The following is a 12,907-nucleotide window of genomic DNA, read 5'->3' as shown; positions in this document are numbered from 1 at the left end:
GACCTCCATATCGGTATTGCAGTGAGTCACACACTGTTTTTTACCATCGGACAAAGTAACTGCAGTTGCAAGGGATCTACGACGGTGATGTAAAGATAAGTTGCGGCAATGCAATTGATTGTCAAAAAAGCCGGTACGTCCGGAAGCAGGCTGATCCGTTCCGAAGATTTTCAAGAACCATTAACACAATTCTTAAGTACGTATGGAGTGTGTGCATGTTCAGCCGGCTTACCGTTGCGAAACGCCTTACCCTCGGATTTGGTCTGATATTGTCCCTGATGATTGCTATCAGCCTGATTGGCAATAATCGCGTGGGTTTTATTGATCGGACACTGACCGAAGTAGGTGACGGGGCGGCACTGAAGCAGCGGTACGCCATCAATTTCCGCGGCAGCGTGCACGACCGGGCCATTGCCATTCGGGATGCGGTGCTGGTGGAAAACGACCGGGATCTGCAGAAGCATCTTCAGGACATTGAGCGGCTGAAGGCTTTTTACCGGGAATCCGCTGTTCCGATGCAGTCCATGCTAAGAGACGATAGCGCCAGTCGAGAAGAGAAGCGGCTAATGGCGGCCATTGAAGAGATCCAGGGCCGGGCGCTGGCGCTGACCGACGATCTGCTGGAACGCAGGCTAGACGGTGATATTCAGGGCGCCCAGGCGTTTCTGCTAAGCGACGTTTCCGGTGCTTACAGCGAATGGCTGAAACGGGTGAATGCCTTCATTGACCATCAGGAAGAGGTGATTGCCGGCAATGTGGAGGCCGTGCGTGCCACCGCGGGCAGTTTTAACACGCTGATACTGTCAATCACCGGTGTGGCGGTTTTGCTGAGCGTGCTGGTGGCGTGGCTGATCATTCGCAGCCTGAAACGCATTCTGGGCGGTGAACCGGAGGACGTTGCCGACGCCATCCGCCGCCTGGCCGATGGTGAGCTTGATCAGGATATCCACACGCGCTATCCCGACAGTGTGATGGGCGCCTTGCAGGATACCGTTGAACGTCTGGCGGGAATCATTCGGGAGGTTCGTGCCGCAGCGGAAGAACTGAGCAACTCGTCGTCCGAGCTGGAGAGCACCTCCGACAGCAACAGCCATCAGATTCGCCTGCAGGCCAGCGAAGCCGAGCAGATGGCCACGGCCGTCAATCAGATGGCGGCGACGGTTAACGAAGTGGCCGGTTTTGCCGCCAACGCTGCCAGCGCCACACAGAAAGCGGATGCGGAAGTGGAAAGCGGCAACCGGGTTGTTCAGGACACAGCGGCATCCATCAGTCAGCTGTCGGATACCCTGGAACAGGCATCACACACCGTGCAGCGGGTTTCGACCGACAGCGCGAATATCGAGAAAATCATCGAAGTCATCAACGCCATCGCAGAGCAGACCAATCTGCTGGCACTCAACGCCGCTATCGAAGCGGCACGGGCGGGGACCCACGGGCGCGGCTTTGCCGTGGTGGCGGACGAGGTGCGTTCGCTGGCGTCCCGTACCCAGGATTCGACCCGCGAGATCCAGGAGATGATCGGTACACTTCAGGCTGGCGCCAATGAGGCGGTATCGGTGATGGAAAACAGCCGTGGACTGGCCGGCGCCACGGTGGAGAAAACCACGGAAGCCGAAGCGGCGCTGGTGCGTATCCGCGAGGAAGTAGGGGCCATCAACGACATGAACGCACAGATTGCCAGTGCCTCCGAAGAGCAGAGCTCCGTGGCCGAAGAGGTGAACCGCAATATCAGCCGGATTCACGACGCCACGGTTGAAACGTCTGCCGGCTCTGATCAGGTGGCCGGTGCCAGCCGTGATCTGGCGGTTCTGGCCGGCCAGCTTCGGTCCAGGGTCAGCGTGTTCCGTCTCAGAGGCGTTTAAACGTAACCGGCTGCGAACACCACCCCCAGCACCAGTGGCATCACTACCAGGCTGCCCAGGTTGCTGATCAGTACCAGCGAGGCAACCTTATGGGGCTCCTGCTGGTACTGCTCCGCCACCATGTAGTTCAGCACCGCCGGTGGCAGGGCCGCGAAGACCCAGAGAGAAGCTACCTGCAAGCCCGGCAGGTCCATGATGGCAATCATCGGCCAGGCCAGGATCAGGCCGCTGGCGGGGCAGGCAATGGCGCCCAGCAGGCCCAGCTTCCAGTCGCTGAAGTCCACTTCCAGCATTCTGACCCCCAGGGCAAACAGCATCAGTGGAATACACACCTCGCCCAGCATATTCAGCGTCTCCAGCAGCCAGCCGGGCAGGGCGATGCCGCTGAAGTTCACTGCCAGGCCGGCAATGCTGGCAAACACGATGGGCAGTTTCAGTCGTTTGAAAATGGAGGTGTGCGGATCGAGTATGTAGAGCCCGAAAGAGAAATGCAGCAGCATCTCGACGATAAACAGCACGATGGCAGCAGGCAGCGCTGCCTCGCCGAACGCCAGAACCAGAAGTGGCAGGCCCATGTTGCCGCTGTTGTTGAACATCATCGGCGGCAGGAAGGTTTTCAGATTCAGCTTCAGCACCCGTGCCAGGGGATAAAGAATAACGCCGGACCCCAGCACCACCACCGTGGCGGACAGCGCGAGCCCGGCGTATTCCTGCAACGGCGCCTGTTTGTCGGCCAGCACGGCGAATACCAGCATGGGCACGAACAGCTCCATGTTCAGCACGTTCAGACCCTTGATGTCCGGGCTGCGGTAACGGCCATAGAGCGCGCCACAGCCGGCAATGAGGAACACCGGCAACAGCGTGGACAGAATCTGGGCAATCATGAAGGCTCCTGCTGAATGACCAACGGCGTGAACAAACCGTTAGGTTCGCAATTAATATGGCAAGCGGGCAAGTAAAAGCGGGGTACTTGCGACCAAAGGCGAATGAGCCACAGAATAGCCGCTGTTTCTTCTGACTTGTCTACCTGGAGGCCTTCCGTGCCCAGCAAATTTGACCAGCCGCTCTCGCGGGAAAATACCGGCGCAGTGAAATACGACGCCCGCCAGGCGGTTTTCGGTCGCCCGGACGTGATTCCCCTGTGGGTGGCGGATATGGATTTTGCGGCGCCGGATGCGGTTGTCCAGGCCTTGCAAAAGCGGGCCAGTCATCCGGCCTATGGCTACACCCTGTACCCTGACAGTCTTTACGAAGCCATGATCGACTGGTACCGGGAGCGCCACCAGTGGCACATACAGCGGGACTGGATTCTGCTTGTGCCGGGGGTGGTGCCGTCGCTTCATGCTGCCGCCATGGCGTTTTCCGCGCCGGGAGACGGCATTATCATCCAACCGCCGGTATATCCGCCGTTTTTCAGTGCGATCCAGAAAACCGGACGTCAGGTCATTGAAAACCCGCTGGAGGAAGAAAACGGCTTCTACCGGATGGACCTGGAGCACCTGGAAGCCTGCGCTGCCCGTGCAGATGCGAAAATCCTGCAGCTGTGCTCGCCCCACAACCCGGTAGGCCGGATCTGGAGCCGGGAAGAGCTGACCGCTGTACTCGACATTGCCCGGCGCCACTCGCTGGTGGTGGTATCCGACGAGATTCACTGTGATCTGGGCTTCCCCGACAAACCCGCCCACCAGATGCTGGGCGCCCTGGCCTCGGAACAGGATGCGCTGGTCACCACAGTTGCGCCCAGTAAAACCTTCAACCTGCCGGGGCTGGGGCTTTCCGCTCTGGTGGTGCCGGACCCACAGCGCCGGGCGGCACTGAAAGACGTGTTCGATTCCATGCACATGCTGCAATGCAATCCGTTCAGCATGACCGGCTTTGAGGCGGGCTATCGCCATGGCGGGGCGTGGCTGGACGAGTTGCTCGTCTATTTGCAGCAGAACCGGGATTTCGCCGTTCATACCGTAAACTCCGACCTGCCGGGTATCCGCACCAGTGAACCGGAAGGCTGCTACCTGCTGTGGCTGGACTGCCGTGAGCTGGGCATAAGCGATGCGGAGCTGAAACGCTTTTTTGTACACGAAGCGGGTGTGGGCCTGAACCCCGGCATCACTTTTGGCGACCAGGGCAGCGGCTTTATGCGGCTGAATCTCGCCTGCCCCCGGGCGGTTCTTGAGACTGCCCTGATGCAGATGCGAGAGGCACTGGCCCGGCGCTAGTGAACCTTGCGCGAGCGGGTGGCCAGCACCAGCCCGGCCAGAATCAGCGCGCCGCCGACAAGATGGGGCGGCCCCAGGCGTTCCCCAAGAAAGATCCCCGCCAGTACCGAGGCGAATACCGGCGTCAGGTACATAAAGATGGCGGCTTTCGAGGGCCCGATCCGGTGGACCCCGTGATTCCAGAAACCGTAGGCCAGAATCCCGGGGAAAATGGCGAAGTACAGCATCGGCAGTGCCGTTGACTGATTGAGCTCGAAGCCCCCGGAGATGAACAGCAGATCGGTCAGATAAAATGGCGAAATTACCAGCGCGCCCGTGGCGATCTGAACCGTCAGAAAGGTCAGCGGTGGCAGCGGCACCGCCTGACGCCTGAGCAGCACCGAGAACAGCCCCCAGCTGGATACCGCCAGCACCATCAACAGATCCCCCGCCTGTGCCTGCAGCCCGGTCAACACGGCAAGATCACCCCGTGCCACCACCGTGATGATGCCGACAATGGCCAGGGCAATGCCCAGGGCCTGCAGCGGGCGGGTGCGATCACCCAGCAGAAGCCAGGCCAGCAGTGCCACCATAATCGGAATGGTGGCATTGATCAGGGCGATATTGATGGCCGAGGTGGTCAGTGCCGCCAGATACAACAGCGAATTGAAAGCCCCCACGCTGAACGTGGCCAGGGCCAGAATCGAGCGCCAGTGCTGGCGGATAACGGTCCGCTGGCGCAGAACGCCCGGCAACCCGAAGGGCAGCAGGATGGCCAGGGCAATGATCCAGCGCCAGAAGGACATGGACATGGGTGGAATCTCACCGACCGCGCCTTTCGCCACCACCGCGTTACCCGCCCAGAAAAGGGGGGTCAGTACCAGCCCGAGATAGGCAACCCAGATCGGAACCGGGGATGAGTCGGAAGACGGGTTCACAGAGCCTGCCACAGATCCTCCCGGCAGGCGGCGCGGTGTTCCGCCTCAAGCTTCAGCAGGTGGGCAAGTGCGGATCTTGAGGCGACACCGTGAAGCGCCGGCGGCACGTCTTCATAGGCCTTGGCGGTCAACGTCTTCAGATCTGTCGGGCCCACCTGTTTCAGTGCCCGTTCAACCTTATGCTCCCGCGCCAGCCGGTGGGTGATCAGATAGTCGATCACCGACCCCGGCTGGCCCATCAGGAAGCCGTGGGCCGGCGCAATGAACTGCACCGGTTCGGCAAGCAGATCATAAAGCGATTCGATGTACGCCTTCATGTCGCCGTCCGGCGGATTAATGACCACGGTGGAGCCCTGCATGATGTGATCCCCGGAGAAAAGCAGCTGCTGGTCTACCAGCAGGAAACAAATATGATTGGAGGCATGGCCCGGCGTATGGATGGCCTTGAGAATCCCCGCTTCGGTCACAATCAGATCGCCCTGTTCCGGTTCGTCGTCAGGCAGAAAGCTCTGGTCCTGCCCGGGCCCTTCTGGTGCTTTGAGGCCAAAGACTCGACAACCGGTTTTCGCCTTCAACGTTGCTACCGCCGGCGAGTGGTCCAGATGAGTGTGGGTTACAATCACCTGATCGATCACCCCGCCGGTCAGCTCAAGCAACCGCTTGATATGGCCCTCATGATCCGGGCCCGGATCCAGCACGGTAAATCGCTCCCTGCCCAGAATGTAGGTGTTGGTGCCAGGACCGGTCATCATTCCCGGGTTGGGCGCGGTCAGCCGGATAACCCCGGCAGCAATCTCCACCTGCTCACCCGGAATGATCTCGGCCCGGGTGCTGCCTTCCGCTTCCGGGTCCAGTTTTCGCGCTTCGTCGTAGGCCGGCGCGCCCGGCTCGAGTTCCACAGTGGCCTGCTTCTTCAGCGCCGGCCAGGGCTTGCTGGGCGCTGGAGCAGGCAGGTTGGCATGGGCGTACCGCGTGACGGCTTCGGTACTGTCGAAATCGTTCAGTAGACGCAGGGTCTGGAGCGTCGGCAGCCCCAGCAGACGCCGCCCGGCCCAATGGTCATCCAGCGCCTCGGCTGGCGTTAGCCAGACGTGATCAATGGTCTCCGTGCCGTCATGGCTTGCGGGCTGTCCTTCGGGTGCAGCCGTCACAAAAAAACGAGTATCAAAACGCCGGGGCGGCCCGGGCGGTGTGGTCCAGTGCCCCAGGTAGGCGAGCCGGTCCAGTGGAACGGTCAATCCATGCTTGCGGCAAAGCTCCGCAAAGCCAACGTCGCCCTGAAACAGCGCCTCCCGTTCCTGATGAACTGGATGCCCTGCGTCCACCGGCTTGCCATCATCACCATGGGCCAGAAGGATACCCGCCTCTTCGAAGCACTCCCTTACGGCAGCCAGCATATAATCGGCCCCGCCTTCGTCCAGGCTCATGGTCTGGCTGATTTCGGAGTCTTCCGGCCCTGCCGCGTGATGGCGTGCATGTCTTTCGTCATCGTCAACGGCGCCCCCTGGAAATACATAAAAGCCAGGCAGAAAAACGGCCTCCCAGGTGCGCTGCAGAAGCAACACCTGCATGCCTTTGGCCGTATCTCGTGTTAAAACCAGCGTCGCAGCAGGTCGAATATCCATAAAACATCCAAACTTTCAGTAGAGCGCGAACCAAGTCAGAGGCGGCGATCAGGATAGTACTTTCAAAACTGTGCGGAGCCATGGATGGCGGAGCCCAAGCGCCCCAGGGATGGGCCGAAGGAGCGTGTTTTGAAAGTACTATCCTGATCGCTGCTGCACCGCAAAGTTGAGGGCGCCACAGATAAACCCAAGATAGCTACTAATCAAGCCGGTGTCCCGGGGGTGAAGGCGTACAAACAACCAAGTATCATTGCCAACCCCCACAATGGCTATCAGACAGGAGTCTAAAGTTGGCCCGCATCAAGCTTTCATTCCCGGACAACGTCTTTTACTTCGAGACCCAGATGCCGGTTCGCATCACCGACATCAACGGCGCCAACCACCTGGGCAACGACGCCCTGATCTCCATGCTGTCCGAAGCCCGGGCCCAGTTCCTGGTGAATTATGGCATTCAGGAGGCCGGAAACGACGGCATCGGCATCATCGTGACCGACCTGGCCACCATGTACCAGTCGGAATCCTTCTTCCCGGAAATGCTCCGCTTTGAAGTCGGCCTGATGGACTTCAACAAATACGGCGGCGATTTCGTATTCCGCGTGACCAAAGCCCAAAGCGGTCAGCCGGTTGCGATGGCCAAGTATGGTTTCGTGTTTTTCGATTATCAGCGCAAGTCCGTGGTGCCCATGCCCGACAGCTTCCGGGCCAGGTTCGGTACTGACTGATCAGGCCCTGGCAGTCAGCAGTCGAATGCCCCGGCGGTAGAACAGGTAGGCCATAACACCGGCCAGCAGATTGCCGATCAGCGCCCCGGTCATCAGGCCGCTGATGCCGCCCAGTTGCGCCCCAACCCAGAGAAACGGCAGAAAACAGGCGAACAGTCGCAGCGTGGACACCAGCAGCCCACGCATGGCCATTCCCAGAGCATTGCATACGGACACCATCAGGATACACACACCCAGGCCGCTGTAGCTCAGCGGTACCCGAACAAGGTAGCTGCCGAGCACGTCGCTGACCGCTTTGTCACTGGTGAACAGCTCCGAGGCCAGCCCAGAGGTGGCGGCCCATAGCAAACCAATCGCCAGATGCCAGACCACCACAAAGCGCACGGCCAAGCGGATCAGGCTGCGGATGCGCTCAAGTTTGCCTTCCCCCAGCATGCGGCCAATCATCGGGGGCATCGACATGGTCAGTGCCAGCACCACCACAATCGAGAAAAACTCCAGCCGCGTGCCCAGCCCCCAGGCGGCCACCGCGGCGGACCCGAAACCCGCCACAATGGCTGTAGCCAGCATGGCCGAGGCCGGCGGCATTAGCTGGCTGACCATGGCTGGCGCCATAATTGCGCCCAGTTGACGCAGCGACCGGGTCAGCGCCAGTGCGGCCAGGTCGAACCGCAGCCACCGTGATTTCAGCAGCTTGGGATAGATGAACAGGCAACCCAGGGCAAAGGACGTTACGGTCGCCAGGGCGGCGCCGGGCAGGCCCCAGTCAAAAACAAAGATGTAGAGCGGGTCCAGCGCGATATTCAGCACGCTGGTGGCCACCATCAGGTACCCGGGCAGCCGGGTGTCACCATGGGATCGGCAGACGCTATAACCGAAGTACAGCATTGCGCCCATCCAGGCGGAAAGGAGCCAGGGAGTCCAGTAGGTACGAATAAGCGGCAGCAGACTCTCTTCGGCGCCCAGCAGGGTCATGATCAGGGTTTGAGAGAGCCAGAGCCCCACGCAGAGTACGAGCACCAGCGTGGCGCCCACCAGCACCACCAGTCCACCCAGGCGTTCGGCCCGGAGCTCATCGCCCTCGCCGAGCGTTCTGGAAATGATGGCCGTGGTGGCAATGCCCAGTCCCACCTGCAAGCCGATGATCAGCTGCTGCATGGGGAGGGTGAAACCGAGCGCGGCCAGTGGGTCTCGGCCCAGCTGGCCGATAAAGGCGCTGTCCACTAGCTGAAAGGTCATCAGCGAGAGGACACCGAACAGCATGGGCCAGGTCATCGAGAATAGATGACGGCCCAGGCTCTGGTCAGAGTTGGTGGAACCTGCGGACAAACCCGTTACAGCGCGCTCAGCGCTGCGTCATAGTCCGGCTCGTTCTTGATATCGTCAACCAGCTCGCTGTGGATGACCTTGTTGTTCTCATCCAGAACTACCACGCCTCGGGCACAGAGACCGGCCAGCGGGCCATCCTGAATGGCAACACCGTAATCCTGCTGAAAACTGTAGTTGCGGAAGGTGGACAGGGTGATCACGTTGTCCAGGCCTTCGGCGCCGCAGAAGCGCCCCATGGCAAATGGAAGATCGGCTGCGATGACCAGTACCACGGTATTGTCGAGGCCGCCGGCCTTCTCATTGAATTTGCGGGTGGAGGTGGCACAGGTGGGTGTGTCCAGACTCGGAACAATGTTCAGCACCTTCCGTTTGCCCGCCCAGTTTTCCAGGGTGACCTCTTCCAGTCCCTGATTGGTCAGGGTGAACTCTGGCGCCTGCTCGCCGGGTTGGGGAAATGTTCCGCTGACTTGAATCGGGTTACCGCCGCGAGAGACCTGGGCCATAATGTACTCCTGTGTTCAGAAAAGTGGTTGGTGATACAACCTACTCTGTTTAGCCCATTTCGGATGTTTTTTCACGCGATGAATTGCGAACCGTCAGGCTGTTTGGAACTCGGCCGCCGGATAACGGCGAACCAGAAGCAGGTAGCTGGCCAGTGCCGACACGGCGCACAGAGCAATTATGGTGGCCATGACCACCGGCGTACCGTTGTGAAAGTAGCCTACCAGAACGCCAATAAACGCCGCCACCACCATCTGGATAAAGCCAAACAGCGCCGAGGCTGAACCGGCCATGGCGGGAAAGCTGGCCAATGCGCCGGCCATGGTCTGGGGTAGCACCATACCGACGCCGACCATAAATACCATCTGCGGCAGAATAATGGCCCAGACGCTGTGAACGCCCTCCATCGCCAGCATCGCCATGGTCACGCCGCCGAGCACAGCAACGACAAGCCCGCGCACCAGAATCTGATCCGGCACCAGGCGATGCCCCAGGCGGATGGCGGTCAGGTTACCGGCAATATACCCGGCCACGACACAGGCGAAAAACAGCCCGAAATGCTCCGGCTTTACGCCGAAAAACTCGATCAACACGAAAGACGACCCGGACAGAAACGCAAACAGCCCGGCAAAAGTCAGGGAGTTGGTCAGGGTGTAGCCGATAAACCGGATATCCGACCCGATAGCCCGGTAATTCCGGAGCAGGCTGCCGATGGCCATGGACTGACGATGCTCCGGCTTCATCGGCTCGGGAATACCAAACGCGACTACCAGTGCCATCACCAATGAATAGGCGCCCAGCGCCAGAAACAGCGACTCCCAGCCCAGACTTACCATCATGAAACCGCCTAGAGTGGGCGCAATAGCCGGCGCCAGGGCCATGATGCTGGCAAGAATCGCCATGATACGGGCAGCTTCGCGAGGGTTATAAATATCCCGAACCGCCGCACGGCCCAGTACCGGGCCAGCAGAGCCGCCCAGCGCCTGCAAAAAGCGGAACGCAAGCAGCGTTTCAATGCTTTCCGCCAGCGCACAGCCAATGCTGGCAATCGCAAACAGCACAAAGCCACCAATCATGATCGGTTTGCGGCCGAAACGATCAGCCAGTGGGCCACACAATAACTGTGCAATGGCAAAACCAATCAGATAGAGGCTGAGCGTCAGCTGCACTTGGGCGGCGCTGGCAGAAAGATCATCACCAATCATTGGCAGTGCCGGCAGATACATATCAATAGCCAGTGGGCCGAGCGCAACTGCGGCGGCGAGCAATACTGTTGTCCAGATACTGGTAAGCGCAAGCATTTCTTTTCCTGTTAACTTGGGGTTAGAGCGAGGAGGCAGGGGCTTCCGAAACACGCTCCTTGCGGCACATCCATGTGACGCTTGGGCTCCGCCATCCATGGCTCCGTACAGTTTCGGAAGCCCCTGCCTCCTCGCTCCCGCTAGCTTTGAGTTGACTGAGTCTACGCTTTCGAGGCTGACAAATAGCGACCTGACCATTCATACAATGTATGAACAAAACAGATAGATTAGCTGTTCAGTGATGCGGCAACGCTGTTCAGTTGGTTGCGAATCCACCGGTGGGCGGGGTCTGTCTGGTGGCGTTTGTGCCAGAGCATCAGCAGGGTGAAGGGTTTGTAGTCGAAAGGTAGCGGGGCGCTGGCAAAGCCGCTTAAAAGCTGATCGCTCATTCTTCCAGGCGCTGTCGCGAGCCTGTCGGTGCCCCGCAGAAACGCCGGTAAGCCGGAAAAGTTGGATACCGTAACCGCTGTTCGACGGTTCAGGCCGCGCGCGGCGAGAGACCCTTCAAGGGCAGTCTTCTCACCGGCGCCGAACAGAATACCGATATGGTCGGCTTTCAGATAATCCGCCAGGGTTTCCGGCGCCTTTCGGCAGGCAGGGTCGTAGAACACCACCATGTGATCCGTCATTAAACCGCGTTGCATAATGTCTGTGGTTTCCGGAGCGTGGGGCGAAATGATCAGGTCGCATACGTCCTTGCGAAGCATGTCGGCATTGGGAATGCCGGAGGGGATAACCTGAAGCCGGATGCCCGGGGCCTGCTGGCGGAAGATGTTGGCCAGGCCGGGCAATAGCAGATCCCGCTGATAGTCATTGGCGGCGATGGTAAAGGTGAATTCGGCGGTTTCCGGACTGAAAGGCGGGCCCGAGGGCAGCGCATGGAGTTCGTCCAGAATCTGGCGGATGTGGGGCCCTGCCTGAACTGCATAGCGAGTCGGCACAATGCCCCGCCCGGATTTGACGAACAGTGCATCGCCCAGGGCCTGGCGTAGTCGGTCGAGAGTATGGCTGACGGCAGACTGGCTCACGCCCAGGCGCACCGCGGCCCGGGAAACGCTGCCTTCATCCAGTACCGCCACAAAGGTGGCCAGGGCCCGGGTGTCGAGATTGAATGTATCAATGGAATTCATGAATGCCAGTATAACCGGCTGTCAGGGAATGTCCCGCGTGCGGATAAAGTCAGACAGCTCCCGGGCGACGCGGTCGAACTCCGGATTGTAGGTCAGGCGGCTGGTGGGCACCGGCTGAGGCTCGTCGCTGTAGGCGCTGTACCAGAGTTTGCCGGATGGCAGTGCCCGGCATTCTTCGAGGCTTAGCTGATTGGGTTCCAGGCAGCGTTGCAGGGGCTTTCCAACGCCATAAAGCAGGTTGTCCGGCGAGGCAGGCAGCGACTGGTGCGAGAACTCCAGTATGTTCTGGTCTGGCCGGTAGCTGTCTAGCAGAGTGATTTTCGGGTCTGGCTTATAGGGCCAGTCGCGGCGTTGATCCCGGAACACGATCATACGGTTGTCTGGGTGCCTGAAACGGTTGTTGAAGCTGTCCAGTAGGTAGGGAAGGCTGATAACTGAATCCGCCTCGGTCGCCACCAGAAAAAGCGGCAGGTCAGACGGGGCCTGGTCAGAGAATGTCTGCTGCAGGTTGTCCAAGACGTCGCTGAGCTGAACGGCGGCGTTTATGGTCAGGGATTCGTACTTCACCGGGTTCAGTTCCGGCTCCTCTTCTACAAAGTCCAGAAACAGGTTGGCGGTGCTGGCCAGCCAGAGATAATTATCCAGGCCATTCAGTTGCCAGGCGGGGGCAATGGCCACGAGCCCGGCTGGCCGGGGTTGCTGGTCAGATAGTGCCATTTCCGTGGCCAGTGCGCCGCCCAGGGAGAAGCCGCCGATCAGGGGCACATCCACATCGTCAGCCAGCGCATCGAAGTGGGTTCGCACCTGTTCACGCCAGACATCGGCCCGGGCGTTGATCATGTCGCCGGGGCGGGTACCGTGGCCCTGAAGCAGCACAGTGCGGACTTCGACACAGTCTTTTGCCAGCGCTCTGGCAAAATCCCGGAACACAAACGGTGAGTCGCTCAGACCGTGCACCAGCAGGATGCCGCGCGTAGGGCCGTCGGTGCAGGATTCAGGCGGAACCATGCGAAACGGCATGTTCCATTCGACCTGATCCTCTCGCGGGAAACCCTCAACCGGCACCAGGTTGTTTTCCATATAGCGTCGGGTTTCGGCCAGATACGCCGTGAAGTCATCAGCAGGCCCCACCGTCAGCTTTGTCGGTGACGGGGTATAAAGGGGCCCGGTGGCGGAACAGGCGGATGAAAGCATGGCCGCAAGCATAATGAAGAAAGTGAACAGGGCTTTAGGCATGGATCGCTTTTACCAATGGATTGAATGAATGTTCAAATAGTCGGTCGATGTCAGATACGATGAGCAGC

The 12,907-nt window shown here is 59.8% G+C and carries 11 protein-coding genes; 3 read left to right on the top strand and 8 right to left on the bottom strand.

Annotated elements, in window-relative coordinates; all coding sequences use genetic code 11:
• Window positions 1–215: 215 nt before the first annotated feature.
• A complete protein-coding gene (locus FPL19_RS06605) occupies window positions 216–1,862 on the top strand; it encodes a methyl-accepting chemotaxis protein (protein ID WP_150911669.1) in 1,647 nt (548 codons plus the stop codon).
• Here FPL19_RS06605 and FPL19_RS06600 read toward each other — a convergent pair.
• Entirely contained in the window at window positions 1,859–2,746 is an 888-nt protein-coding gene (locus FPL19_RS06600; RefSeq protein WP_150911668.1) for an AEC family transporter, read from the bottom strand. The two genes, FPL19_RS06605 and FPL19_RS06600, sit on opposite strands and share 4 nt — an antisense overlap.
• A gap of 156 nt (window positions 2,747–2,902) precedes the next feature.
• Here FPL19_RS06600 and FPL19_RS06595 point away from each other — a divergent pair, with 156 nt between their 5' ends.
• Window positions 2,903–4,078 (top strand): MalY/PatB family protein, encoded by a 1,176-nt coding sequence (locus FPL19_RS06595; RefSeq protein WP_225314314.1) that lies wholly within the window; start codon window positions 2,903–2,905, stop codon window positions 4,076–4,078.
• Here the strand turns inward: FPL19_RS06595 and FPL19_RS06590 are convergent.
• A complete protein-coding gene (locus tag FPL19_RS06590; protein ID WP_225314313.1) occupies window positions 4,075–5,007 on the bottom strand; it encodes a DMT family transporter in 933 nt (310 codons plus the stop codon). The two genes, FPL19_RS06595 and FPL19_RS06590, sit on opposite strands and share 4 nt — an antisense overlap.
• A complete protein-coding gene (locus FPL19_RS06585) occupies window positions 4,992–6,620 on the bottom strand; it encodes an MBL fold metallo-hydrolase (RefSeq protein WP_150911665.1) in 1,629 nt (542 codons plus the stop codon). Before FPL19_RS06585 ends, FPL19_RS06590 begins: the two co-directional genes overlap by 16 nt.
• Window positions 6,621–6,910: 290 nt before the next feature.
• Here FPL19_RS06585 and FPL19_RS06580 point away from each other — a divergent pair, with 290 nt between their 5' ends.
• Window positions 6,911–7,342, top strand: a complete 432-nt coding sequence (locus FPL19_RS06580; RefSeq protein WP_150911664.1) for a thioesterase family protein — start codon at window positions 6,911–6,913, stop codon at window positions 7,340–7,342.
• On the opposite strand, the gene FPL19_RS06575 is transcribed toward FPL19_RS06580, so the two are convergent.
• The 5 genes from FPL19_RS06575 to FPL19_RS06555 form a co-directional block, all read right to left on the bottom strand.
• Window positions 7,343–8,617, bottom strand: coding sequence for an MATE family efflux transporter (locus FPL19_RS06575; protein ID WP_191965260.1), 1,275 nt, complete (start codon window positions 8,615–8,617; stop codon window positions 7,343–7,345).
• A gap of 59 nt (window positions 8,618–8,676) precedes the next feature.
• Window positions 8,677–9,174: a thiol peroxidase gene (tpx, locus tag FPL19_RS06570; protein WP_150911662.1), complete on the bottom strand. Its 498-nt coding sequence runs from the start codon at window positions 9,172–9,174 to the stop codon at window positions 8,677–8,679.
• A gap of 93 nt (window positions 9,175–9,267) precedes the next feature.
• Complete coding sequence (locus tag FPL19_RS06565) at window positions 9,268–10,473, bottom strand: Bcr/CflA family multidrug efflux MFS transporter (RefSeq protein WP_150911661.1); 1,206 nt, start codon at window positions 10,471–10,473, stop codon at window positions 9,268–9,270.
• Window positions 10,474–10,700: 227 nt separating this feature from the next.
• A complete protein-coding gene (locus tag FPL19_RS06560) occupies window positions 10,701–11,603 on the bottom strand; it encodes a LysR family transcriptional regulator (protein ID WP_150911660.1) in 903 nt (300 codons plus the stop codon).
• A gap of 21 nt (window positions 11,604–11,624) precedes the next feature.
• Window positions 11,625–12,839 carry an alpha/beta fold hydrolase gene (locus FPL19_RS06555; protein WP_150911659.1) on the bottom strand — a complete coding sequence of 405 codons (1,215 nt, stop codon included), beginning with the start codon at window positions 12,837–12,839 and terminating at the stop codon, window positions 11,625–11,627.
• Between the last annotated feature and the right edge of the window lie 68 nt (window positions 12,840–12,907).

The sequence above is a fragment of the Marinobacter halotolerans genome (assembly GCF_008795985.1).
In the GTDB taxonomy this organism is placed as follows: domain Bacteria; phylum Pseudomonadota; class Gammaproteobacteria; order Pseudomonadales; family Oleiphilaceae; genus Marinobacter; species Marinobacter halotolerans.
Note: the sequence above shows the minus strand (reverse complement) of the source record. Positions and strands in the feature narration are given on the sequence as shown.

Coding starts and splice junctions, on each gene's coding strand:
- FPL19_RS06605 (WP_150911669.1), top strand. CDS start 216: ATGTTCAGCCGGCTTACCGTTGCGAAACGCCTTACCCTCGGATTTGGT.
- FPL19_RS06585 (WP_150911665.1), bottom strand. CDS start 6,620: ATGGATATTCGACCTGCTGCGACGCTGGTTTTAACACGAGATACGGCC.
- tpx (WP_150911662.1), bottom strand. CDS start 9,174: ATGGCCCAGGTCTCTCGCGGCGGTAACCCGATTCAAGTCAGCGGAACA.
- FPL19_RS06560 (WP_150911660.1), bottom strand. CDS start 11,603: ATGAATTCCATTGATACATTCAATCTCGACACCCGGGCCCTGGCCACC.
- FPL19_RS06575 (WP_191965260.1), bottom strand. CDS start 8,617: ATGACCTGGCCCATGCTGTTCGGTGTCCTCTCGCTGATGACCTTTCAG.
- FPL19_RS06555 (WP_150911659.1), bottom strand. CDS start 12,839: ATGCCTAAAGCCCTGTTCACTTTCTTCATTATGCTTGCGGCCATGCTT.
- FPL19_RS06565 (WP_150911661.1), bottom strand. CDS start 10,473: ATGCTTGCGCTTACCAGTATCTGGACAACAGTATTGCTCGCCGCCGCA.
- FPL19_RS06600 (WP_150911668.1), bottom strand. CDS start 2,746: ATGATTGCCCAGATTCTGTCCACGCTGTTGCCGGTGTTCCTCATTGCC.